Annotated in this window: 12 protein-coding genes; all 12 read left to right on the top strand. The window is 33.9% G+C overall.

The genetic code is table 11. The features are described 5' to 3' along the window. Positions 1-15 precede the first annotated feature (15 nt). Positions 16-7,044: a pectinesterase family protein gene (locus BLR17_RS09005; protein ID WP_083189563.1), complete on the top strand. Its 7,029-nt coding sequence runs from the start codon at positions 16-18 to the stop codon at positions 7,042-7,044. A 78-nt stretch (positions 7,045-7,122) separates the two neighbouring features. After that, positions 7,123-7,776 (top strand): hypothetical protein, encoded by a 654-nt coding sequence (locus BLR17_RS09000; protein WP_066329835.1) that lies wholly within the window; start codon positions 7,123-7,125, stop codon positions 7,774-7,776. A 229-nt stretch (positions 7,777-8,005) separates the two neighbouring features. After that, positions 8,006-9,694 carry a sodium/sugar symporter gene (locus BLR17_RS08995; protein WP_066329837.1) on the top strand — a complete coding sequence of 563 codons (1,689 nt, stop codon included), beginning with the start codon at positions 8,006-8,008 and terminating at the stop codon, positions 9,692-9,694. 434 nt (positions 9,695-10,128) lie between these two features. Further along, the gene (locus tag BLR17_RS08990; RefSeq protein WP_066329839.1) at positions 10,129-12,864 is read left to right on the top strand and encodes a hybrid sensor histidine kinase/response regulator transcription factor; all 2,736 of its coding nucleotides are present in this window, start codon (positions 10,129-10,131) and stop codon (positions 12,862-12,864) included. Positions 12,865-13,094: 230 nt separating this feature from the next. Continuing rightward, positions 13,095-14,453: a sugar porter family MFS transporter gene (locus BLR17_RS08985; protein WP_066329840.1), complete on the top strand. Its 1,359-nt coding sequence runs from the start codon at positions 13,095-13,097 to the stop codon at positions 14,451-14,453. Between the two features lie 43 nt (positions 14,454-14,496). Next, on the top strand, positions 14,497-16,017 hold the full coding sequence (locus BLR17_RS08980) for a glycoside hydrolase family 32 protein (protein WP_245683130.1): 1,521 nt from the start codon (positions 14,497-14,499) through the stop codon (positions 16,015-16,017). Positions 16,018-16,030: 13 nt separating this feature from the next. After that, positions 16,031-19,135 carry a SusC/RagA family TonB-linked outer membrane protein gene (locus tag BLR17_RS08975; RefSeq protein WP_066329842.1) on the top strand — a complete coding sequence of 1,035 codons (3,105 nt, stop codon included), beginning with the start codon at positions 16,031-16,033 and terminating at the stop codon, positions 19,133-19,135. A 21-nt stretch (positions 19,136-19,156) separates the two neighbouring features. Beyond that, positions 19,157-20,848, top strand: coding sequence for a RagB/SusD family nutrient uptake outer membrane protein (locus BLR17_RS08970; RefSeq protein ID WP_066329844.1), 1,692 nt, complete (start codon positions 19,157-19,159; stop codon positions 20,846-20,848). Positions 20,849-20,866: 18 nt separating this feature from the next. Then, entirely contained in the window at positions 20,867-22,264 is a 1,398-nt protein-coding gene (locus tag BLR17_RS08965) for a DUF4960 domain-containing protein (RefSeq protein WP_083189566.1), read from the top strand. An 11-nt stretch (positions 22,265-22,275) separates the two neighbouring features. Next, positions 22,276-23,832, top strand: coding sequence for a glycoside hydrolase family 32 protein (locus BLR17_RS08960; RefSeq protein ID WP_066329847.1), 1,557 nt, complete (start codon positions 22,276-22,278; stop codon positions 23,830-23,832). 21 nt (positions 23,833-23,853) lie between these two features. Continuing rightward, positions 23,854-24,759, top strand: a complete 906-nt coding sequence (locus tag BLR17_RS08955) for a carbohydrate kinase family protein (protein WP_066329848.1) — start codon at positions 23,854-23,856, stop codon at positions 24,757-24,759. 321 nt (positions 24,760-25,080) lie between these two features. Continuing rightward, positions 25,081-26,721 carry a glycoside hydrolase family 32 protein gene (locus BLR17_RS08950; RefSeq protein WP_066329850.1) on the top strand — a complete coding sequence of 547 codons (1,641 nt, stop codon included), beginning with the start codon at positions 25,081-25,083 and terminating at the stop codon, positions 26,719-26,721. Positions 26,722-26,917 lie beyond the last annotated feature (196 nt).

Below are 26,917 nucleotides of genomic sequence, written 5' to 3'. Positions count from 1 at the left end.
AAACTAAACCAAAAAATGAAAAGAAAATACTTTATCTCCCTATTACTGATACTGTTTTCAGTAATGGGATTTTCGCAGACTGTTCAGCGTATTGAAGCCGAGACTTTTAATCAGGCTTCGGGAGCAAGGGCAGAAACTAATGCAACGCTTTCCGGAACCGGAAATGTGGGTTATATTAAAAATAACACCTGGATTAAGTTTACCGGGCATGTTTTTAATCAATACGATAGCCGTTTTGATGTAAAAGCGGCAGGTGCTACTGGTGGTACAATCGAATTTAGATTGGATGCCGTAGATGGAACTTTAATAGGAACGGCTACCGTATCCGGAAGTACCTCTTTTAGTGATTATAAAATTTTTTCGACCAGTATCACTTCTACGACAGGTACTCATGATTTGTATCTTGTGTTTAAACACCCTACTAGTACGGGGTATTTATTTAATGTAGATTATTTTGAAAAAGTAACAAGTGACCCTAATGCAGTACTTTATACTCTTACAACATCAGTGAGTCCAACTGCGGGAGGTTCAATTACAGCAAACCCTGGGGGAACTCAAATTAATCAGGGTACAGCAGTAACATTAACAGCTAACAAAAACTTTGGTTATAAATTTACAAGATGGAAAGATGCTAACGGGACTACAATTTCGACAGCTAATCCATATACATTTACTATGACGGCAAACACTACTTTAGTGGCCGAATATGAAACTTTAGAGACTTTTACATTAACTGTAAATAAAGCAGGAGCTTATGGCTTAGGAGATTATACCATTAGCCCTGCAGGAAAAGACGGCGCTTTTGCTGTCTATGAAAAAGGAACAGATGTAACAATTACAGCGGTAGAAAATGATGTGATAAAATTCAGTAATTGGGATGATGGATCCACTACTACGAGTAAAGTAGTAACCATGAATAACAATTCAACAGTTACGGCTAATTATGCTAATGTGCCTTTTATTGCGGGTTGGACATTTAAAGATGATCAATACGCACATCCAAGGGTTGCTGAATTGTATTCTAAGGTGGAAAACAGACCACAACTTTTTGGTTACCATGTTTCTGATAACACTTTAGCAGCTAATGTGAGATTACAAAACAGAGGTGGAAAAAATGGTTTTTCAGTTTGGAATTCTGACCGTGGACAGTTTTTTTATTTTATGACTACATTATCTACAGTAGGCTATAAAAATATTAATGTGTCTTCTGGTTTAATAGGTTATTATTATGGTGCAGATCAATGGACTTTTCAATATTCATTGGATGGTACAAATTTTGTCAATGTTTCCAGTTTGACAACTATCAATACCAATTCTATTACTTCTATAGGGGGTGTACTTCCAGCTGAAGCTGAAGGAAAAGAAAAAATTTATTTGAGATGGTTTCCTAATGTTAATGGACCAACTCATGGTAGTGCAGTAGATGTAACAGCTACAGTTATTTCTAACATTATAGTAAAAGCCGATGAGGTTTTAGTAGTGGATACTACTGCTCCGGTATTACAATCGAGTATTCCTGTTGAAGGTGCTACAACAGCTAGTGCCAGTGGAACAATTATATTAAATTATGACGAATCAGTTCAGTTAGGTACTGGACAAGCAACTTTAAATGGAAAAAATCTGACCGCTGAGTTTGTAAACAAAACGGTAAAGTTTAGTTATTTCGGATTAGAATATAACAAACAATATACTTTTAGTTTACCTGCGGGATTTGTTAAGGATTTATCAGCTAACAATGCAGCAGCTGTAAATCTATCTTTTACAACGATGCAGAAACCAATCCCTGCTAAGCGTAACTTTGATTTAATTGTAGATGCTAATGCAACTGATGATCAGGTAGCTTCAGGAAAATATGTAAAAACTATAGCAGAAGCTTTTACTAAAGCTCCGAGTAATTCCGCAACCAGATATCTGGTTTTTATTACTAATGGGACTTATAACTTAGGTGGTGACGGAACCAATCCGCAAAGCGTGTTATTAACACTGCCTTCTGGTAAAAATAATGTTTCCTTAATTGCACAGTCAAAAGATAAGGTTATTCTTCAGGGGAATCCGGGATGGGGAATTAAAAATGCAGTTTTGGCAATTGAGGCTAACGATTTATACATGGAAAATGTAACCATCGAACACAAAGATGGTATTACTACATCAGGGCAACGTCCTGCAATAAATCCAGCGGGTGACCGTAATGTTTATAATGGTGTACGATTAAGAAGTAAGCAGGATACAGAAGTTACAGGTGGTAACAGAACGTTCTATTATAATTCGACCATTGAAGGAGATGTTGATTTTATTTGTGGAGGAGGAACACATTGGTATGAGCAATGTAATTTGGTTTCGGTAGCTGCAGGTTATCTGGTAGCTCCAAATCACGATGCAAATACAAAATATGGTTATATTTTTAATAATTGTACTATTTCGGCAGCAACCAGTTATTATTTAGGGCGTCCTTGGCAAAATTCACCAAGAGCTGTGTATTTAAATACAAAGATGTTAGTAGAACCAAATACAGCTGGTTGGGCAAGTATGGGTACAGTTCCTGCTATTTTTGCCGAATACAATAGTGTTAATGGAAGTGGAGTAAAGGTAAATACCGATAACAGAACCAATGTATTTACTGTAAATGGAGTTCCAACAACAGGAAATTATAATCCCGTTTTGACAAAAGAGCAAGCCGATGTTTACACGATTGAAAATGTGTTAAGTGGTACTGATAAATGGAATCCGCTTGAAATAGTAGAACAAATTGCTGCTCCTGTAAATTTGGTAATCGGACAAAATAACACACTGACTTGGAATGCTAATCAATATGCAATTTGTTATGTGGTTTGTAGAGATGGAAAATTCTTAGCTATTACAACAGATGCTACTTATACAGATACTGAAACACTTACAGGTTCTCATGAATATACGGTTCAGGCAGCCAATGCATATGGTGGTTTAAGTGCTTTATCTAAAGTTACTGTTGGTGGCCCAGTGACATCAACTATTACGTATATGAATTCAGTTGGAAATGTAGCAATCGCTAATTTATCTCCTGTATCTTATACAGAAGGTGTAGCGGTAACACTACCAACCCCGGCTATGCAAGGATATACTTTCTATGGATGGTCAACTTCTGCGACTGTACCAAATACAATCAAAGAAATTGCAACTACTACTAAAGGTGCGCAAACTTTTTATGCTTTTTGGGGAGTAGGTGGTAACAATCAGGCAGATCCTGTTACTCCTCCAACAAATTTTGATTATGTATATACAGCTACAACAAGTAAAAGCTGGGATGTAGCTACCAATTTTAATCCAGCTGTTTTCCCGGAAGCAGGGAAACAGGTATCTGTGACTAAAGAAATTGAAACGACTCCTACTATTTTCTTAGGGGATATTACTTTCTCTGGTTCAGGAACTTTACGTCTAAGAGGGTCTCATAAGGCAACGGGTAAATTAATTTTTAAAGAAGGTACTCGCGTTTATTATTACAGTGGTACTACGGGAATGTCTTTAGAAGCTCCTATTGTGACTTCAGGAAATGTGAAATTCGAAATGATGTCTAGTGCTCCTGATCAAACAACAATGACTTTGATGGGGCCTGTTTCCGGAAATGGTAATGTGATATGTTTGAATACGGGACAAGGTACAATTCCAAATACAGGTGTATTATTTTTAAAAGGAGATAACTCTGAATTTAATGGTACTTGGGATTTAACTAAAAAGAATACTTCTAATCCAGCTCTTGATTATATTAGTGTAATTGAAGGATCATCAGTTAATGCTTTTGGTTCGGGAACTATTAATATTGACAAAGGGAATTATGTGATTTTTAGTAATGAAAGAGCTGCTGGAGCTAATTTAAAATTAAATATAATTAATGGTAAAGCAGTATTAAATACGATCTTGAATGTTCAAAAGTTGACACTTAATGGAGTGGATTATACTTCGGGTTCTTTTGACAAAACAACTAATCCGGAATACTTCGCTGGTGATGGAAAAATTGAAATTACGTCAGCTTACACAGGTGGTGTTGTTGGAACAATTCCTGCTTTCCCGGGAGCAGAAGGTTATGGGAAATATGTAACCGGAGGTCGTGGCGGTAAAGTGATTTATGTAACTAATTTGAATGACTCTGGTGCTGGTTCTTTACGTGCAGCGATTAATACAAGTGGTCCAAAAATTATTTTATTCAAAGTTTCCGGAAATATTAAATTACTAAGTGAATTGAGTATTTACGACAATACTACTATTGCAGGACAACAAGCACCTGGTGGAGGTATCTGTTTGCAGGATTACAATGTTAAAATTCGTGGTAATAATATCATTGTGCGCTACATGCGCTTTAGAATGGGAGATACTCACGCTGTAGAAAATGATGCCTTTGGTGGTCGTTTCCAAGAGAATATTATGATTGATCACTGTTCGGTGAGCTGGTCTACTGATGAAGCGGCATCATTTTATGAAAATAAAAATTTCACGATGCAATGGTGTGTGATTTCTGAAAGTTTGCGTAATTCAGTTCACTTTAAGGGAGCTCATGGATATGGTGGAATTTGGGGAGGTTTAAAAGCGTCCTTCCATCATAATTTATTAGCACACCACGATAGCCGTAATCCTAGGTTAGGAGAATATGCCGGAAGAACAGTGCCGCTGGAAGGTTTATTAGATGTGCGTAATAATGTTATTTACAACTGGGGATTGAATAGCTGTTATGGTGGTGATGCAATGAATGTGAATTTGGTAAATAATTATTGGAAACCGGGACCAGGTACTTCCAGTTCAACTACTGAACGTATTTTGTCTACCGGTAGAAGTTTAGATCCTACATCTCCTTTGTATGGTATTTGGGGTAAATTTTATGTTGATGGTAATTATGTAGTAGGTTCACAAAGGGCTACTCAGGATAACTGGACTTATGGAGTGTATAATCAGTTTCACGGTAGTCAATTACCAGTTAGTGATGCTGATAAAGCAGCTATGCGTACTGATACTCCTCATGCACCAGGTGAGGTAACGACTCATAGTGCAACTAAGGCCTATGAATTAGTTTTAAATTATGTTGGAGCAAGCTTATATAGAGATGAGGTTGATCAAAGAGCTGTAAATGATACCCGTAATGGAAATGCAACTATTATGAATGGTGGTAACGGTAGTACTAATGGTTATATCGATACACCATCAGCAGCGGGCGGATGGCCGGTTTTACCTACGGCACCTGCACCTGTGGATACTGATGGGGATGGGATGCCTGATAGCTGGGAAACCGAAAAAGGTTTAAATCCAAACAGTGCTGTAGATGGTAATTTAACAACCCTTGATGGAAAATATACTAATTTAGAAGTGTATTTAAACGGAATTGTAAAAACTATAACAGATAATCAAAACGGTAGTTTAGATGTTTATGTTAATCCAACTGACTTTGTTGAGAAATACAATAAAGCTGAAGATGGTAGTAAATTTATTATGGCAGCAGGGACTTATACTTCGACAACGCCATTGGTTATTACAAATAATAAATATCGTTTTGTACCAGATGGAAGTGCTAAGCCAATTTTAGCAACTACATTCTATACAGACAATGCAACTATAACAAAAGCTGGATTTAGTTTTGATGGGGTAGCGATCGATTTGACTAATGCCAATTCGAATTTCTTACAGTTTAAGAACGGTGCCAGTCTTTCTTCTTTTGAAATCAAAAATGCTACAATCAAAGGAATTAAGCAAAGTTTGTTAGTAACCGAAGGGAATAGCGAAAATGTAATTGATGCTGTAACTATTGACAATTGTATTATTGACGGATTGGCTGTAAATGGGTATAATTTTATCCAACCGGATGCACATTTGGTAAAAGCAATCACAGTGAAAAATTCAACGATTTACAATTTTGATAAAGCATTGAACTTCATTGTATTGCAAAACAGTACCAATACAGCTCAAGCAATCAATGTTCAGGTAGAAAGTAATACCATTTACAATGTAGGTAGTATGGATACGAATGCTTTAGTGTATGTGAATAATCCTTATGCTTCGGCTTCTGTCTATAATTTCAAGAATAATGTGATGCAACAAAAGTTGGATAGTCCAAAAGCAACTTATATGTTCTATTCAAACCATGCTAGTGGGGCAGGAACAGCTACTTTGGATAATAATTTAGTGGATGGGGTTACCTCTGTTCTAGTAAAAGGGACTCTTACTAAATCAGAAACTAATGTGAAAACAGTTAGTGGATTAGGACTTACTGCATTGGTGTTTCCAAATCCAGCTTTAGGAGATTTTAGTTTTTCTAAAAATTCACCTCTTGCAACGGCTTCTTCAACAGCTGGAGCTATTGGAGATCCAAGATGGTTAAAAACAACGGCTACATTTTCTCCAATTACCTATTTAAATTCAATTGATGGGCAGCCTATAACAGGTCTTGTACCGGTAGAATACAGACAAGGTGGTGTAACATTATTGCCAACTCCGGTATTAGATGGCTATATCTTCTTTGGTTGGTCAAATTCGCCAACAGTACCTGGAGTAATAAAATCGATTGCAGCAACTGCTACAGGAACACAAACCTTGTATGCTTTTTGGGGTGATGGCGGTAATAATAGACCAATCAATGCGGCGCCTACAACTTATACGGTATCATACTTAAATATGCCTAAATTGGCAATTAATTCTAATTTGAAAACAATTGAAATCGGAACAACTTACAAGTTGTTAGATCCACAATGTAGAGGATATCGTTTCATGGGTTGGTTTACTGATGCCGAGCATATGTTTGAAATCACTGGTTTTGATGCAACTCAGACAACTAATGTGTCGGTTTATGCACGTTGGAAAAAATTGCAGGAATTTTATGCTTTCCCAACAGTTACAAAAAATAGTGTGACACTAAAATCTTCAGTTGAAAAAGATAATGTAAGTATTGTTTCAATGACAGGAGCTGTTTTAAAACAAATAAATACATCACAGTATGAAACTGAGATTTCAGTTGGTGATTTGCCTTCAGGTTATTATTTAATCCAAAGTGCTACAACGGGAATGTCTACTAAATTTATCATTAAATAAGTATAATGTAAGGAGGCGAAGCTTTTTGTCTTTGCCTCCTTTGCTTTATAAATAAGGATTTTAAAAAATCGAATTATTATGAATACTATAGTAAAATTATTTTCGCTGGTTTTAATTTGCTCTTTCTTTTCTTGTTCAAGTGATTCAGTCGATTCACAAAGCACTACAAACGGAGGCGCATTAACCATAGGCGATAAAACCATCGTATTGTCACAAGCGTATTTGGAAAATTACGGCAAAAGAGGAAATGCTTACAATGTTGATTTTTCTGCCCGTTCCGAGACGCTTTCAGGTACAAATACCGATGCAGCAGTGGTTTATTTTGAATTGTTTTCTTCTGTAGATAAGAAACTTGCAAAAGGGGATTATATGCTTGGTGATTACTCATCAGCAACGGCTTTTACCTATACGCCTTGGGGCGAATCGTTGTTGGGGCTTAATATCACTTCAACGGATAAAGGTTTGCGTGTTGCGAATGGTATAAGTATAAAACCTACTGAAGGTGTTTTTACAGTAACCGAAAATGGCAAGCAATACAAGGTGAATTTTTCAGGAAAAGGAACTGCTAATACGTTTGCAAATGGGGTACTAACAACAACTCAGGAGAATGTTGATTTTTCAATGAACTATACCGGGAATGTAAAGATATATGCCGGCGTGGAGTATACTACTGCTAAAAAAGTGAACTCAAAGGAAAGAGTAGCAAAAGCTCATACTGTTCTTTTTAATTAATAATAAAAACTCTTAAAATATTTACAATCAATTCAGACTGGAATTATAGGATTTTATTAGTAAGAATGATGCATCCGAAAAAATATCTGGCTGCATGAAACCCTAATATATTTGATAGTAATAACGGTCAGAATCAAAATTCCTAAAAAGGTATCAGGAGGATAGTAATCCTGATGCCTTTTTTATATTCAAAATTTATAAACCATAAACAATTTAACTCAATAATTTTATGAATTCACTTCAATTAGCCGATTACATGGTGTTTCTTGTTTACTTTTTTATTGTAGCAGGATACGGTTATTCGGTTTATATTCGAAAAAAAACACAATCAATTTCGGCATCTCACGATTATTTTTTAGCAGAGGGTTCTTTAACCTGGTGGGCTATCGGTACGTCATTAATCGCTTCTAATATTTCATCAGAGCAATTTATTGCTATGTCAGGTAACGGTTTTAAAATGGGGTTAGCTATTGCTACTTACGAATGGATGGCGGCATTGACCTTAATTATAGTAGCCGTATTTTTTATTCCGGTCTATTTAAAGAATAAAATTTATACAATGCCCCAGTTTTTGAGCGAAAGATACAATGAAAATGTGGCAATGATTATGGCTGTATTTTGGCTGTTGCTGTATGTTATTGTGAATTTAACCTCTATTCTTTATTTAGGTGCATTGGCAATTAATGGTATTTCGGGGATTGACTTAACGCTTTGTATGTACGGTCTGGCTTTTTTTGCCATCGTTATTGCATTAGGAGGAATGAAAGTAATAGGATATACCGATGTAGTTCAGGTAGTATTCCTGATTTTTGGAGGATTAGTAACTACTTATTTGGCCTTAGATAAAGTAGCCGAATTAAATGGACAAAATGGTATCGTTCAAGGTTTCAATTATATGATGAATCAATCCGGTGATCATTTTCATATGATTTTCAAAAAAGACAATCCTAATTTCCCAAGTTTACCGGGATTGACAGTTTTATTAGGAGGAATGTGGATTGTAAATCTAAATTATTGGGGTTGTAATCAGTACATCACTCAGAGAGCTTTAGGAGCAGATTTAAAAACTGCCAGAAGCGGGATTTTATTTGCTGCATTTTTAAAATTATTAATGCCTGTTATCGTGGTATTGCCGGGTATAGCAGCATATGTTATTTATGCTAAAGGAGGTTTACAAACAGAAATGTTAGGTCCTGATGGTGTTATGAATCCGGACAGATCTTATCCTGTGTTATTAAATTTGTTGCCTGTAGGATTAAAAGGATTGTCTTTTGCTGCCTTAACTGCAGCAGTAGTGGCTTCATTAGCTGGTAAAGTAAATAGTATTTCAACCATTTTTACATTAGATATCTATAAAAACAAGTTAAATGTAAATGCTACTGAAAAGAAATTAGTTCAGATAGGTAAAATAACGGTTTTAGTTTCAATGCTTATTGCTGTGCTTATTGCGCCAATGTTAGGGATAGATAAAAAAGGAGGTTTTGAGTTTATTCAGGAATATACCGGTTTTGTGAGTCCGGGGATTTTTGCCATGTTTATTTTAGGTTTCTTTTGGAAAAAAACAAGTTCTAATGCCGCTTTATTTGCAACGATAGGAGGATTTGTATTGTCGGTAATTTTTAAATTCCTGCCTAATATTATGAATCTGGAGTTTCTAAGCAGCACTGGATTTGCAACATTAGTAGAACAGGAAGACAAATCGATGGTTTATGAAATTCCATTTTTGGACAGAATGGGATTTGTATTTGTGATTTGTGTATTACTGATGATTATGATTAGTTTAATCGATGAAAAAAATGGCAGCAAAGCTAAAGGTTTAGAAATTGATAGTAAAATGTTTAATGTAAGCAGAGGTTTTGCAGTGGGTACAATGATTATTTGTGGAGTATTAGTAGCCCTTTATTCTGTTTTTTGGTAATAATTTTTAAAATAATCTAAATATTTGAAAAAACCCAAAATGCCAAACTTTACGGTTTGGCATTTTGTGTTTTTAGTTCTTACTATATAGTTTTTAAATAAGTTTCTTTATGATTTAAAAGAGTAGTTTTTTTTAAGGATATCTATATAAATAATCGCGTCATGTTAAGTTGATGAGGAAAAAATTATTTTGTCATGATATTAAAAGTACATACATATTAAAAATTTGTATTTTTTTATACATTTGTCATTATCACCAGAGTTTCTAAATAGTTATTTTAATTCAAAATAACAGTTACTTCAAGATTCAATTACTTAAAATAGTATTATTAGTTTCATATTAAGTAATTTGAATTCAGGAGGATTAAATCTTTCTGTTTAGATATGCATCTAAATTAATTATCTAATATTCTTTTAAAAAAAATCATCAAAACTATGTCAAGAATATATACTATTGTAGCAATATTATTTTTTTTGTATTTGTTAAACTCATGCAATTCGTCAAAAGAAAATGAAGAAACTATATCCATTGGTTTTTCACAAATTATTAATAATGATTTATGGAGAAAATCAATGGATCATGCTATGGAAGTTGAGGCTTCACTTCATCCAAATGTTAAGTTAACTATTTATAATGCCGATCGAAAAGTAAAACAACAGATTCAGGATATCGAAAAAATGATTGAGCAAAATATGGATGTAATTATAGTTGCACCTTATGAATCAGACTCAATTATTCCGGTAATTGAAAAAGCAAATAGAAAAGGAATCCCACTTATTATTGTAGATAGAAAAGTAAATACATTAAATTATTCGGCCTTTTTAGGAGCCGACAATGTTGAAGTAGGCAAGATTGCTGGAAAACAGATCGTTTCATTATCTAAAGGACATGCTACTGTTGTAGAAATTAGAGGAGAATCGATAACTACGCCAGGTTTAGAAAGGAGTAAAGGATTCAAACAGATTTTAGATAAGTTCCCAGGTATACATAAAATAAGCGTAGACGCAGATGATTTTAATTCTCCCCAAAGTAAGTTTGTTAAGATTTTAGATAGTTTGCCTAACATTGATTATGTATTTGCATTTAATGATTTTATCGCTTACAATGCTTGGGGAATTTCTAAAAAGAAAAAACCCAATAATAAAATTAAGTTCATAGGCGTTGATGGGCTAAATGGTCCTAATGGAGGTTTAGAACTTGTCAAAGAAGGTGTTTTGGCTGGTACAATACTGTATCCAACAGGTGGAGCTGAAGCAATAAAATTAGCATTAAAAATAAAAAATAAAGAAATAGTTCCTAAGCTCAATAAACTTAATACGACATTAATTGATACTCTTAATGCAGAAATAATGAGTAGCCAATTTGATAAAATATCGTTGCAACAATCAGATATAGAAAATCAACAGCACTTTATTAAGGAACAATTAGAAAAATATAGTAGTCAAAGCAATCTTTTAAAAGCTTTAATTATTTTGAGTCTCATTATATTTTTATTTGCGGTACATAGCATTTATTCCCGAATAATAATAAGTAGAAAAAAGAAAGAACTTGAAATAACAAACGCTAAGATTATTAGTCAAAGAAATGAAATTGAAAAATTTGCAGAGGAAATAAAACGAATTAATGAAGTAAGACTCAATTTTTTCACAGGTCTTTCGCATGAGTTTAAAACACCACTAACTTTAATTATGAGTTCAACAGAATCTTTAATTGAAAATGATAAGATTAAAGAAACAAAACTCATTGAAGAAGTGAAACTGATTTATAAAAATTCTAACCGATTATTGCGATTAATCAATCAATTACTGGATTTTAGAAAAGTTGAAGAGCAAAAATTTACTTTAAGAGCATCAAAAATTAAAATCTATGATTTTACTAATGATGTAATGAGTAATTTCAAAGGAGAAGCAATACGTCGAAATATTGATTTTCAACTTAGTTGTAAAAATAAAAATTTGGAGTTGTTTATTGATAGAAGTTTGATGGATAAAGTTTATTTCAATTTGCTTTCAAATGCCTTTAAATTTACACCTGATAATGGTAAAATAAATATTTCTATAGCCGAAAATCAAGATAATACAGTTAACATTAGTTTTAAAGATTCAGGAATTGGAATACCGGATAAAGAATTATCTAATGTGTTTAAACCCTTTTTTAGAGCTTCGAATAATAATAAAAACAGCTCAGGAATAGGATTGCATTTATCGAAAGAATTTGTTTTGTTACATCATGGTACCATAGATTTAAAATCAAAACAGGGTACTGAATTTGTTATTACTTTAATGAAAGGAAATGATCATTTAGATGCATCTGAAATTGTTGAAAATGTAGAAAATAAAAACATAGCTCAAAATATAATTACTGATAGTTTAGAACTTGAATCCGATTTTAAAGACTTCAATTTAGTAACAGATTCAGAAAAACATTCTGTTTTACTTATTGAAGATAATAATGATTTAGTTTTCTTTTTGCAGGCTAAATTATCCAATGAATACATGATGTATACTTCAGATGGTAGTGATGCTATTGAAAAAGCACTGGAAATTGTTCCCGATATAATTATTTGTGATATTAATTTAGTAGATAAAGATGGCTATGAAATTAGCAAAGTATTAAAAAAGGATTTACGTACCTCACATATTCCTATAATTATATTAACCGCTCAAAGTAATAAAGAATCAATGTTAAAAGGTTTACAGAGTGGTGTAGATCAATACCTGACAAAACCTTTTAGTCTTTCGATTTTAAAACAATCTATATCCAGTTTGCTTTTCAATAGAGAAAAACTCCGATATTATTATACCAATAACATTTATCGGGTAGAACCTGAATCCAGGTTTGGAAATCAGGAGCAATTGTTCATTACAAAAATGAATAATATCATTAAAATGAATATTGAAGACCCTAAATTTTCTGTTGAAGATTTAGCGGATAAACTAAGTGTATCCAGAGTACAATTATATCGAAAAGTAAAAGCAATTATAGGAATTAATATAAGTGATCATATAAATAATGTCAAATTAGAGAAAGCAGCCGAACTTTTAAAGTCTAATAAAATGAATATTTCGGAGATTGCTTATTCACTTGGATTTTCTTCACCAAACTATTTTTCTACGGCTTTTAAGAATAAATTTGGAATTTCACCAAAAGAATTCAAATCTTCCCTGTAAGTAATTTGAAAAACGAGTTTATTTTAGGTAACATTTTCATACGTAAAGTAAAATAATCGAAACTATCAGGGTTACATAATTATAATTAAAAAATATTAATCCTTTGAAAACAAAGGCTTAGGAGTGAAACAGTCAAACAAGAGTTAATCTTCGAATTTAATTGTAACATCATCAAAAATAAGTTGCTTTTTTTGCGAATATCTTAGCAATGCGTTTTTAATACATGTACAATGAATAAGATATTACTTTGGTCTGTTACTGCTGCCCTGGCAGGTTTTTTATTCGGTTTTGATACCGTTGTTATTTCTGGAGCTGATAAACAATTACAGCTTCTTTGGCATTCTTCGGATGCATTTCATGGTTTGATTGTTATGGCAATGGCACTTTGGGGCACTGTTATAGGAGCTATTTTTGGAGCTATTCCCACTAATAAGTTAGGCCGTAAAAAAACACTGTTTTGGATAGGTATTTTATATTTTGTTTCAGCCATTGGAGCCGCTTTCGCAAATGATCCTTATGTATTTGCCGCATTTAGATTTATTGGAGGTTTAGGAGTAGGAGCTTCTACAATTGCTGCTCCGGCTTATGTTTCAGAAATTGCTCCGGCTGATAAGCGTGGGCGATTGGTTGCTTTGTACCAATTCAATATTGTTTTAGGGATTTTGATTGCTTTTATATCCAATTATTTTTTAAAAGATATTGGAGAAAATGCCTGGCGATGGATGATCGGTGTACAGGCTATACCATCATTGATTTATATACTTTTTATTATAACAATTCCGGAAAGTCCAAGATGGCTATTGTCCAGAAATCGTGATACCGAAGCTGGTAAAGTTTTATTTGAAATTGATCCTTTAGCAAGTATTGAAGATTTGATAGATGATTCAAGAGAAAACGGGGTAACAAAGCATGAAAATATTTTCATGAAAAAATATCGTTTTCCGTTAATGCTGGCTTTTTTAATGGCCTTTTTTAATCAGTTCTCCGGTATTAATGCTTTTTTATATTATGCTCCCAGAATTTTTGAAGAAGCAGGTTTGGGACAAAATACCGCACTATTGAGTAGCATAGGAATAGGTATTACTAATCTCATTTTTACTTTAGTAGGTGTTTCTTTAATTGACAAATTAGGAAGAAAAGTATTGATGTATATTGGTTCTCTGGGCTATATTATTTCGTTAGGATTGGTTTCTGCATCTTTCTATTTTAATTGGGGTGGTTTATCGGTACCGGTTTTTCTTTTCTTGTTTATAGCTTCTCATGCTATTGGTCAGGGAGCAGTTATCTGGGTTTTTATTTCAGAGATTTTTCCAAATCATATTCGTGCAGCAGGACAGGCATTTGGAAGTTCTGTTCACTGGGTTTTAGCCGCAATAATTCCTTCTTTAATACCAATGTTGTTTTCAGAAATTGGTCCATCAGTAGTGTTTTTGATTTTTACTTTAATGATGGTTTTACAATTGTTGTTTGTAATGTTTTTAATGCCGGAAACCAAAGGAATTTCTTTAGAAACATTGAGTGAAAATTTGACTAATAAAAATATTGATAAAAATGAAATCAAAAAAACATCTATTGCCGATATCTTGTAGTATCCTGTTTCTTGCGTTGGCAAGTTGTAAAAATTCTTCGATTATGATGCAAAAGTCACCAGTTGTAACAATTTCTGCTGAAGAACAAATGTATCGCCCTAATTCTCATTTTACACCTAAAAAAGGATGGATGAATGATCCAAACGGAATGTTTTATCTCAATAGTACTTATCATTTGTTTTTCCAGCATACACCATTTCAAAGTGTGCCCGATTTTAGTAAGATGCATTGGGGGCATGCAATAAGTAAAGATCTTATAAAATGGCAGGAACTTACTCCTGCAATTGCCTATGATGAGAAAGGCGCGATATTTTCCGGAAGCGCTGTTGTGGATAAGGATAATACATCGGGATTTGGGGATGGTAAGAATATACCGGTGGTAGCAATTTTTACTTACCATGATATGAAAAAGGAGAAAGCAGGTGAAATTGATGCTCAGTCTCAGGCTATAGCTTATTCATTGGACAACGGTAAAACCTGGACTAAATACAGTAATAATCCTGTATTAAAAAATCCGGGAATAAAAGATTTCAGAGATCCGAAAGTATTCTGGGATGCTAAAAGAAAACAATGGGTAATGGGGGTAGCGGCACAGGACAGACAGCATTTTTATGCCTCTAAAAATCTTAAAGACTGGGTATTTCTCTCCGAATTTGGTAAAGATGTTGGCGGACATGGAGGTGTTTGGGAATGTCCTGATCTTTTCCCAATAAAAGTAGAAGGGACTAATGAAGAAAAATGGGTTCTTATTGTTAACATCAATCCGGGTGGTCCGAATGGTGGTTCGGCAGCACAATATTTTGTAGGCGATTTTGATGGTAAGACATTTAAAATGGATACACTTTTTACAAAACAACTACAGAAAGAAAAAGTGGCCTGGCTGGATATGGGAAGGGATAATTATGCCAGTGTATCTTTTGATAATGTCCCTGATAACAAAAGAGTCATCATCGGATGGATGTCAAACTGGGATTACGCACAAGAAGTTCCTACTAATCAATGGAGAGGAAGTACGACTATTGCCCGTGAATTGAAATTAGTTAAAAAAGAGAATAATTATAGTTTGATAAGCGCTCCGGTTAGTGAATTAGAAAATTATACTGCCAAGTCGTTTACAAAGAAAAAAATAACAGCCAGAGAAAAAATAACACTCTCAGAAGCTAATAAAATTGACCTGACAAAAGCAGTTGTCAATTTGAATTTAAAAGATTTAGAAGCCGAAACCTACACTTTTGTTTTGTCTAACAAAGAAGGAGAAACTTTGTCCTTTGGAATCAATAATGCAGAGAATTATTTGTTTGTTGACCGTTCAAAATCGGGAAAAAACAATTTTTCAGACAAGTTTTCTATGCCAATAACCAAAGCAAATTTAGATCAAACTTTTTTGGAAGGAACATTCAAAATTATTCTGGACAAAACATCTATCGAAATTTTCTTTAATAATGGTGAAAAGGTCATGACTGAAATCTTTTTTAATAGCAGTCCTTTTACTCAATTGGATCTGGTGTCCAAAGGAGAACTCAATGTAAAAAAACTAAAAATTAACCAACTAAATATTAACTAAAAACAACTAACCAATGAAATGTAAATTTATTTATTTTTTATGTTTTCTGTTTTCGATGTCTATTCTTCAGGCACAGGAAACAGGAATCAAAGGGACTGTAATTTCATCTGAAGACGGATTGCCATTACCGGGTGCAACGGTATTAATTTCAGGTACAAATAAAAGTGTCAGTACTGATATTGATGGAAATTTTGCATTTGCAGATGTCGCTTCTAATGGAACTTTAATCGTTTCTTATGTGGGATATACTTCTCAGTCTGTTTTAATAAAAGGACAAAAAAACTTTAAAATAAGCTTACTGTCTGAGAGTAATCAATTAACCGAAATTGTAGTTACCGGATATTCTAAACAAAAGAAAACAGATATTACCGGAGCGGTGAGTGTAGTGGATATGAAAGAATTATCCAAACAACCGGAACCTAATCCATTAAAAGGATTACAAGGACGATTAGCTGGGGTAAAAGTTACTTCAGATGGTTCTCCAAGTGGTTCAAATACTAATATTGTGATTAGAGGGGTAGGAACACTTAATAATACTTCTCCTTTATTAGTAATTGATGGGATGCCTACAAAATCAGGAATGCATGAATTAAATCCTAATGATATTGAGTCGATTCAGGTTTTAAAAGATGCTTCTTCAGCCAGTATTTATGGTTCGCGTGCTTCAAACGGGGTGATTATTATTACCACTAAAAAAGGAAAAGCAGGTAATATGAAAATTGATTTTAGTCATTATACGGCATTATCATCTTACAGCAGAAGATTGAGCGTTTTAAACGTAGAACAATACGGAAAAGCTTTATGGCAGGCTAATATTAACGATGGTTTGAACCCAAACAGTAACAATTTAAGTTATCAGTTTGACTGGGAAGTGGCGAACAACAAGCCGCAATTAAATAAAATTCTGGTTCCTGAATATTTAGATGTCAATCAAACTTTAAAATCAGCGAATACCAACTGGTATGATAAAATTTCCAGAACAGGTATTGCACAATCTTATGATTTGGCTGCTTCAAATGCTTCGGATAAAGGAAGTTATTTATTTTCTTTAGGTTATTACAACAATCAGGGAGTTGTAAAAACAACCGATTTTGAAAGAATTTCTGCCAGAATGAACAGTTCTTATAAATATTTTGACGGAAAACTGGTTATTGGTGAGAACTTTACTTTGAACCGTACCAATGAGGTAAGTGATCCGGGAGTTCTTGATCCGGCTTTACGTGCTTTGCCTTTAATTCCGGTACGAACTGTGGACGGTAAAGGTTGGGGAGGGCCGGTAGGAGGAATGAACGACAGACAAAATCCGGTTCGTTTATTAGAATACAACAAAGACAACAAATACGATTACTTACGTTTATTCGGAAATGCTTATGCAGATTTGGAAATTATTAAAAATCTACATGTCAAAACCAGTTTTGGAGTTGATTACGGTTTTTACAAAAAAAGAAATTTGCAACGCAGTTATGTTTCGGGTTATTTACAAAATGACCAAAATTCGGTTACGATTGATCAGTCAGTTAGTGACAAATGGACCTGGACCAATACTGCCTTGTATAATGTAGAATTTGGGAAACACAAATTAAATCTATTAGCGGGTACAGAAATGTACAAAGATGTTTTTGATACCAATACTTTAAGAAAAAATGACTTTTTAATCGAAACTCCTGACTATATGTATCCTGATGCGGGAACAGGGGAATCTTTTACCAGCGGTTCATCAACAAGCTATTCTTTACTTTCTTATTTTGGAAAAATCGATTACGAATTTGACAATCGCTTTTTGTTATCAGGTACAATAAGACGAGATGGTTCTTCCCGATTTGGAAAAAACAATCAGTTTGGGACATTTCCGGCAGTTTCAGCCGGATGGAGAATCAGTAATGAAGCCTTTATAAAAGACAAAGCAGCTTTTATTTCTGATTTAAAATTACGTGCCGGATGGGGACAAACCGGAAATCAGGAAATTAGTAACACAGCCGTTTACTCTCTTTATTTAGCCAGTTATGCCGGCGGAAGCCCTACCTGGGCGACTTCTTTTGGAACGGCTTACGATATTGCAGGAAATGGAAATGGACTACTTCCATCCGGATTTATTGCAACGCAATCCGGAAACGACGACTTAAAATGGGAAACCACTACGCAAACGAATATTGGTTTGGATTTTGGTTTTTTCAATCAAAAACTAAGTGGATCTATTGATTATTACAATAAACAAACGAAAGATATTTTAGTATTACCTCCTTATTTAGGAGTTATTGGAGAAGGAGGAAATCGTTGGGTAAATGGTGCCGCTATGGAAAACAAAGGATGGGAATTCTCTTTAGCTTATCACGACGAAACTTCATTTGGTTTAAAATATGATGTTTCGGCAAATTTATCTGCCAATAGAAATAAAATCACAAAACTACCTGATGAGGTAAAAAACAACTATGGAGGAAATGGTTTGAATGACAATATTTTAGGAAGACCAATTAATTCCATGTATGGATATGTTACCAATGGTTTGTTTAAATCACAGGATGAAGTTGATAATGCTCCGGTTCAGGAAGGAAAAGGCTTAGGACGTATAAGATATGTTGATTTAAATGGTGATGGAGCTATAACAGATAAAGACAGAACCTGGATTGGGAACCCTAATCCCGGATTCCAATACGGATTTAATCTTGGTTTAGGTTATAAAAACTTTGATTTGACAACATTTTGGGAAGGAACCGGAAATGTAGATGTAATAAACCGAACAAAATATCAAACTGATTTTTGGAGTGTGGATGATGTGGGGTCTAACAAAGGAACGCGTTTATTAAACGCCTGGTCATTAGATAATCCTAATTCTACTATTCCGGCATTGACTACAATTGACAAAAATGCCGAATCAAGATTTTCTACCTATTATGTTGAAAACGGAAGTTATTTAAAACTACGTGTACTGCAACTAGGATATAGTCTTTCTAAAGATTTTTTGAAAAAAATGAAAATGAACAGCTTTAGATTTTATGTGAGTGGACAAAATTTATTCATTCTGGATGCAAAATCATTCACGGGAGTTGATCCGGAAAATGCCGGATTTGGTTATCCACAACCAACCACTTTTACTGTAGGACTTAATCTCACTTTATAATCTAATTAAAAAAATAGCAAAATGAAAAAAATAGTATATATAGCGAGTTTTATAGCATTATTTATTAGCTCGTCCTGTACCGATTTTTTGGATAATAATCCCAGAGGAGTTTTATCTGAAGATGATGTGGTAACTCCTCAATCAATTGAAGGTTTTATGAACGCAGCTTACGCGCAATTAGGAAATGATCATTATGATTCTCCTTACAGTTTATGGCCTTTCGGAAATGTACGTTCCGATGATGCTTACAAAGGTGGTAGTGGGACCAATGACATACAGGATTTTCACTTTTTTGAAGTGTCTAATAACATTCGTCCGGATTTTGGCGAGTTAGATTCCTTTTGGTACATCAGTTATGTAGGTGTTTCCAGAGTAAACAAAGCCCTGAAAGCTTTAGAATTAATCAACGAAAGTGATTATCCTTTGAAGAAAAAAAGAATTGCCGAAATGCGTTTTCTTCGTGGTCATTTCTATTTCATGTTGAAAATAATGTTCAGAAATGTTCCTTATATTACTGAAGATATTCCGGTTGAAGATTATAAACTAATAGCGAATAATACCCTTTCTAATGAGGCGCTTTGGGAAAAGATTGCTGAAGATTTTGAAGCAGCTGCAGCCGTATTACCGGAAACACAATCTCAAGTAGGTAGAGCTACCAAAAAAGCAGCTTATGCTTATTTGGCCAAAACCAGATTGTATCAGGCTTATACACAGGATGAAAAATACAATGTTACCGGAATTAATACACAACATTTGCAACAGGTTTTAGATGCTACCGACAAAGTAATCGGAAAAGCAAGCCTGGAAGGCGATTTTGCTAATAACTTTTTACCGGGATCGTATGAAAACGGACCGGAATCTCTTTTTGCAATCCAATTTTCGGATAATGACGGTACTTTATACGGAAGATTAAACTTTTCTGATGTGCTTTCCACACCTCAGGGATTAGGTTGTTGTGATTTCCATAAACCAAGTCAGAATTTAGTAAATGCTTTTAAAACAGGAGCTAATGGTTTACCTGAATTTGATACATTCAATAATCAAGATTTTGATTATAAAAATATAGGTGCAAATACAGTAGATCCAAGATTATACCATACAGTAGCTATGCCGGGACTGCCATATAAATACGATCCTGAATATTTATATGTTGAAGCATGGGTTCGTAATCCGGGTACTTATGGTTATTATGCCTCGCTAAAAGAAAATGTGGCTCCTAGTTGTAGTTGTGTGGTAAATATTGATCCTTTTTACGGAAATTCAAAAAACAGAATTCAAATTAGATATGCAGATGTTCTTTTGTTCCGAGCTGAAGCATTGATAGAATTAGGACAGCAAGCTGACGCTCTTCCTTTAATTAATGAGGTTCGTAACAGAGCAGCTCAAAGTACCGGCAGATTAACTTATGTTACTAATTTCAAAATAAACCCTTATGTAGATGGTGTAAACTGTAATTGGACTCAGGCTTATGCCAGAAAAGCATTGCGATTTGAAAGAAGATTGGAATTTGCTATGGAAGGAAGCCGCTTTTTTGATTTAGTACGCTGGGGAGTTACTAAGGATGTGATGAATACTTTTTATGATGGCGAAAAATCAAAACGAAGTTATTATAACGATGCGCATTTTGATGCTGAAAAAGAAGAATATTGTCCTATCCCATTAGCTCAGATTAACTTTAGTCAAGGTTTATACAAACAAAACCCAGGTTATTAATTTAAATATTCAGAAAAGATGAAAATAACACTAAATAAAATTGGATATCTCTTGACAGTATTTTTAATAATGCTGTTAAGTCTAACTTCTTGCGAAGATAATTTTGTCGATAACGGATTAGATATTGATAATCCTTCAAATGTTGCTTCTTTAACAGTTAATGGCGTTGAAGCAACGATAAGTCAGAATACAGGAGAAATTAATTTGGTAATGCCTTATGGTTCAGATGTAACTTCTGTAATCCCGGAAGTGGTTTTAGAAGAAGGTGCAACTGCCAATATTGATTTTTCAGAGGCGATGGATTTTAGAAATACCATCAAATTTAGAGTTGTAAATGGTAATCTTTTTAAAGATTACACAATAAAAACTACCATATTAAGCCCAATTAAAACTTTTACAATTAACAATCTAGCGGCGGTTATCAATGATGTAGCTAAAACAATTACACTTACTTTACCGGAAGGAACTAATTTAACTAATTTAAAACCTGTTATTGAAACGACTACAGGGGTTAGTATTTCTCCAACTTCAGGAGCAACAATTGATTTTTCTAATCCGGTTAACTTTGTTATTACTGCTAAAGGCAAAAGCGTTAATTATACAGCTCATGTAGGTGTACCGGTACAAGGTTTGGTAGTCGCATTTTTAGGAACAGCTTCAACAAGAGCCGCTTTGACTAATATGGACGAAATAACAGCAGCCAATTGGCTTTTTGATACTTTTGGCGGAGCCCGATATATTTCTTTTGATGATATTGTAAATGGCACTTCATTAGCAGGTATTGATGTGATTTGGTGGCATTTTGACTCAGCTACAAATTTGCCTACAGTTGCTTATAAACCGGCAGTTACACAAGCCTTACAAACATTCCGATCTAATGGAGGTAATTTATTATTAACTTCATTTGCTTCACAATATGTTGACGCCTTGGGTATTGTACCATCAGGTAAAGGACCAAATAATGTTTTTGGAGATTTCTTACCTGCAGGTTGGGTTGACGGAAATTCATGGGGAATGTCATTTAGAGGTCATGAATCACATCCTATTTTTAATGGTCTTACTACTTATGAAACAGGAAAAGCCTATTTACTTCAAAGTGGCACCTACAGATTAAATCATACTGCCTGGTGGTTTTTACCGGAATGGGGAGGATATGTTAATGGTGCAGGATGGAGAGATCAAACAGGTGGTACAAATTTAGCCAGTGAAGGTTGGGATGATAATTTAAACGGTCGTGTAACAATTGCAGAATGGCCAAATAATAATGCTAATAAAAATGTAGTAGTGATCTCAATGGGTGCTTATGATTGGTATAACGAAGAAAGTAATGGTACTCCAAGTCAGGCAAATGAGTTTATAACTAACATAAAATTATTAACTCAAAACAGTATCCATTATTTAGCATTAAATAACTAAAATAAAAACAGATGAAAATTAAAAACATAATTTTGGGCTCATCAATATTCTTTTCGCTGCTCTCATGCAGTCAAAATGAAGATACTTACATTGGTGGTTCCATTTCAGGAGGCGAATCCTCAATAACCAGTATTTATCCAATTCCTCCATCCCAATGGATGGGGGGAAAGGATCCTTATTACAGTGCCGGATATACCGGAGATATTATGCCTTTTTTTGATAATGGAAAATTCCATATTTATTTCCTGCATGATGCCCAAAACAAGCCTGCCGGAAAAGGATTTCATGATATTCATGAATACCAAACTAATGATTTGGCACATTTTACCTATAATGGACAAATGATTCCTTATGGAACAACTAATGAAGCCGATTTTGGAATAGGAACAGGTTCGGTTGTTAAAGTAGAAAATGTATATTATTTTTATTATACAGGTCATAATGGAATTGCAGCCTTTTTAGAATCTAATCCAAGAGAAAGTGTTTTGTGTGCTACAAGTACAGATTTAAAAAATTGGACTAAAGTGCCTTCATTTAAAATAACTGCACCTGCAGGATATTATAATTATGATTTTAGAGATCCACATGTGTTTTATAATGAAGAATTGAATAAGTATTCAATGTTAGTAAGTACTCAAACAGAACCGGGAAGAAAAGCGGTATTATTACATTATACAAGTACTAATCCTGCTTCAGGGAATTGGACTGTTCAGGCTCCAATTTACACAACAACTTCACAAGAAAATTATTTGATGATGGAATGTGCTGATGTTTTTAAAATGGGTAATTATTGGTATTTGTTTTTTTCAGAAAACTGGAGTGGAAGCAAAGGAACGCATTACAGAATGGCAACAACACTTAATGGCCCTTGGATAACTCCGCAAAATGACCGAATTGATGGTGAATATTTTTATGCAGGAAAAACGGCTTCCGATGGAAATAAAAGATATGTCTTTGGTTGGAATGCCAGAAAAACACCTGAAACTGATTTAGGAAATAAAGATTGGGCAGGGAATATGGTTATTCATCAATTGGTTCAAAATTCGGATGGAACATTAGGAACGCAAGCGCCAAATACTGTACAAAACTTATTTGTTAAGAATGCTAATATAGCAGTCAATGCATCATCAGAAGGAGTAAGTAGTAATAATGGTACCTATGTTTTATCAGGGTCAACCAATAAAGCAATGGTGACTTTTAATCCTATTGGTAAAAGAGCTAAAATAAGTGCCGAAGTAACATTAACAAGTTCAAGTGGAATTTCAGGATTTGTTTTTCATACTAATAGTACGGGAAGTTATTATAAAACGGTTTTAGACGTTGTTCATGATGCAATTATCGGATACAATTCTGCATCTCAAGAAACAACGAGAATACCTTTTGATTTGCAAACTAATACGAAATATAATGTTGAAATAATTACAGAAGGAAGTGTAGTTGTACTGTATATCAACGGAAAAGTAGCCTTAACTAATCGAATTTATGGAAGAGAAAAGTATAATTGGGGAATTTTAGCTGAAGGACAAAATTGTACTGTTTCACAACTTCAGGTCATGCAACCTGAATAAAAAATTATAAAAAAGATTAAAATGAATGATGAAAAGAAATTAAAGGTTGTAGCTTTTGGCGAAGTACTTTGGGATGTTTTTGGAAATGAGAAAAAGATAGGAGGAGCTCCTTTGAATGTTGCTTTACGCTTGAAAACTTTAGATTGTGATGTAGCTATGATTAGTTGTGTTGGAAGTGATAAGGATGGCGACTTAATTATAAATCAAATTAAAAATCTGGGTCTTGATACTGATGCAATTATTAAATCGGAAGAATTCCCAACCGGATTGGTAAATGTGACATTAAATGAGCGTGGTTCCGCAAGCTATGAGATTGCTTATCCATCGGCCTGGGATAAAATTGTTTTAACTGATTTAGCCAGAAATTTAGTTTCCCAAGCTGATGTGTTAATTTATGGAAGTTTAATTTGTAGAGATCAGGTTTCCAGACAAGCCCTGAATGAATTATTGCAAATGCAGTTATATAAAGTATTTGATGTGAATTTAAGAAAACCGCATTATACTTATGATCTACTTGAAGAGTTAATGTATTCGGCTAATTTTATCAAATTTAATGATGAAGAATTGTTAGAAATAGCTATGGCAATGAATTCTCCTTTTAAAGGTTTAGAAGAAAATATTCATTTTATAGCCGAGAAAACTAATACCAATGCCATGTGTGTTACCAGAGGCAAACACGGTGCTTTATTGTTGTGGGAAGGGGAACTTTATGAAAATGGAGGTTATCCTGTTGAAGTTTCAGATACAGTAGGTGCAGGAGATTCTTTTTTGGCAACATTAATTGCTTCTTTATTAACAGACAGCTTGCCTCAAATGGCTATTGATTTCTCTTGTGCTGTTGGAGCTTTAGTAGCAGCTGCTCCGGGGGCTAATCCGGCTATTTCATTTTCAGCAATAGAAAAATTAATGTCAAATATAAAAGTATAATTTGTTATTCAAGAGCCCGTGTTTACGGGCTCTTATCTTTTATATTTTCCGTCCTTCATGAGTTGTTTAAAAGCAGCTTTAAACAATAGAGTATTCCTTCAGAAATTTATTCTGAAAAAAATAACTGCTCTTTATTCTAATAAAAAACTTCCCCAAAAAGTATAGTACACTTTGTTCGTTTAATTTACTATTCTGGGTTAGAAGTCTATTCCTTTTTACTCTATGACAATGAGTTTCATATTTGTTATGAAATAAATAGTTATTTGTCGTTTTTCAATTTCATTTTAATTATCTAACCAGTAACCAAAACCAATTAATTATATGAAAATTACTTATTTATTCTCAAAAGTTATCACTTTAGTTGTTATGACTACAGTGTTAAATGGATGTAGTTCCGAATCTTTAAAAGACTCTTCAAAGGATGTTGAAACAGCTTTATTAACAGCAACAGCTTCCTTACTTTCCTGTGACGCTCAGGCGGAACAAACAGATTACAGTATTTACAGAATGGTATCCGACGGCAGTCGTATAGGTGATGTTATGCCTTATTATGATACTGCAACCAGTTCTTTTTATGTTTATTATTTAAAAGATATTTGGAATGATGCAATTAATAAAAGACATCCTTGGTATGGATTTAAGACTACTGATTTTTATTCTTATTCAGAACTTTCATCGGGTGAAATTTTGAGTTGTAATACCGATGGATGTTCTCAAAATTTTGCTCTGGGTACTGGAAATATAATTAAGAGCGGAAGCAAATATTACGCTTTTTATACCGGGCATAATCCAAATTATCCCTCTTCTTGTGTTACTAAAAAAGAAGGAATTATGTTGGCAACTTCAACAAAACTAAATACTAATTTCACTTATAATACTTCTTTTACTACCATTTATCCTCCTGTTGGGCAGGGTTTTGATGAAAACGATAATTTTAGAGATCCTTATGTTTTATGGGATACTACTTCATCACAATATATTATGCTTGTGTCGGCAAGAAAGAATGTTAGTGGAATATGGAAAGGTGTAATTGTTAAATATACATCAATTAATTTGCTTAATTGGAGCTATCAAGGGGTACTATACGATGGGGGAACCCAAAATTTCTTTATGATGGAAACTCCTGAAATATTTAAAATGGGAAGTACTTATTATCTTATTTTTTCAGATATAGACAGCAAAAATTTATATTATAGAAAAAGCAGCTCTATAAACGGACCATGGAGTATGCCATCGGGTGCTGACCGATTTGATGGGAAAGGGTTTTATGCCGGAAAGACGGCAACAAATGGTATTGACAGATATATTTTTGCCTGGACAAATATTTTAACCGGTAATACTGATGCGGGTTCATGGAGTTGGGGTGGAAATTTAGCTGTACATAAATTGTATCAAAAAAGTAACGGAGATTTGGCTGTAGCGATACCGCATACCTTAAAAAACAAGATGGAAACTACAAATTATACTCCGGTTCAAAATAGTCAATGGGGTAATGTAACACCGCTTTCAGGAGGTTTGTCCTATCAATTGAGTAGTAGTGCTGATTTTGATGTAACTAACATCATTTATGAACCGATTAACTTAGCTAATTATAAAATAAGCACAAGTGTATCGTTTAGCAATTGCAATAAAGATTTTGGTTTTATGATTGGAGCATGTGACGGTTATGAAAATTTTTATAGTTTAAGGTTTGTTCCTTCGCAAAATAGATTTAGTCTGGACAAAACAGTGCGTTCTCAATTAACTACTAATACAGTTGCGTACAATGACGTACCGTATACTTTTAGCCCAAATACTTTATATGATATTCAGATTGTGATAGAAAATTCTATGCTTGTGGTATATATTAATAATGAAGTTGCTCTTTCCAATAGGGTTTATAAAGTTTCGAATACCAATTGGGGAATCTTCTCGGATAATAGTACAGTTTCTTTTTATGATATTAAAGTGACTAAACCCTAACTATTTAAAAGAAAATCTTCTTGTTAGTACTCAATTTTTTTTTATGTCTTAAAAAAAAGCCAAACTGTAAAGTTTGGCTTTTTTAGTTTGTGACCTCGACGATACAATTTTCAAACCATTTTATGCAGGATTTGAAGAAATTAGCATATTTCTAAATGAAATATGTAAGACAAATTTTAAAACATTTTTATAATGA

The sequence above is a fragment of the Flavobacterium glycines genome (genome assembly GCF_900100165.1).
Classification (GTDB): domain Bacteria; phylum Bacteroidota; class Bacteroidia; order Flavobacteriales; family Flavobacteriaceae; genus Flavobacterium; species Flavobacterium glycines.
Note: the sequence above shows the minus strand (reverse complement) of the source record. Positions and strands in the feature narration are given on the sequence as shown.

What these genes read in the sequence shown, in the direction of transcription:
- BLR17_RS08975 (WP_066329842.1), top strand. Translation starts at nt 16,031, where the DNA reads ATGAAATGTAAATTTATTTATTTTTTATGTTTTCTGTTTTCGATGTCT.
- BLR17_RS08960 (WP_066329847.1), top strand. Translation starts at nt 22,276, where the DNA reads ATGAAAATTAAAAACATAATTTTGGGCTCATCAATATTCTTTTCGCTG.
- BLR17_RS08990 (WP_066329839.1), top strand. Translation starts at nt 10,129, where the DNA reads ATGTCAAGAATATATACTATTGTAGCAATATTATTTTTTTTGTATTTG.
- BLR17_RS08980 (WP_245683130.1), top strand. Translation starts at nt 14,497, where the DNA reads ATGATGCAAAAGTCACCAGTTGTAACAATTTCTGCTGAAGAACAAATG.
- BLR17_RS09005 (WP_083189563.1), top strand. Translation starts at nt 16, where the DNA reads ATGAAAAGAAAATACTTTATCTCCCTATTACTGATACTGTTTTCAGTA.
- BLR17_RS08965 (WP_083189566.1), top strand. Translation starts at nt 20,867, where the DNA reads ATGAAAATAACACTAAATAAAATTGGATATCTCTTGACAGTATTTTTA.
- BLR17_RS08950 (WP_066329850.1), top strand. Translation starts at nt 25,081, where the DNA reads ATGAAAATTACTTATTTATTCTCAAAAGTTATCACTTTAGTTGTTATG.
- BLR17_RS08985 (WP_066329840.1), top strand. Translation starts at nt 13,095, where the DNA reads ATGAATAAGATATTACTTTGGTCTGTTACTGCTGCCCTGGCAGGTTTT.
- BLR17_RS09000 (WP_066329835.1), top strand. Translation starts at nt 7,123, where the DNA reads ATGAATACTATAGTAAAATTATTTTCGCTGGTTTTAATTTGCTCTTTC.
- BLR17_RS08970 (WP_066329844.1), top strand. Translation starts at nt 19,157, where the DNA reads ATGAAAAAAATAGTATATATAGCGAGTTTTATAGCATTATTTATTAGC.
- BLR17_RS08995 (WP_066329837.1), top strand. Translation starts at nt 8,006, where the DNA reads ATGAATTCACTTCAATTAGCCGATTACATGGTGTTTCTTGTTTACTTT.
- BLR17_RS08955 (WP_066329848.1), top strand. Translation starts at nt 23,854, where the DNA reads ATGAATGATGAAAAGAAATTAAAGGTTGTAGCTTTTGGCGAAGTACTT.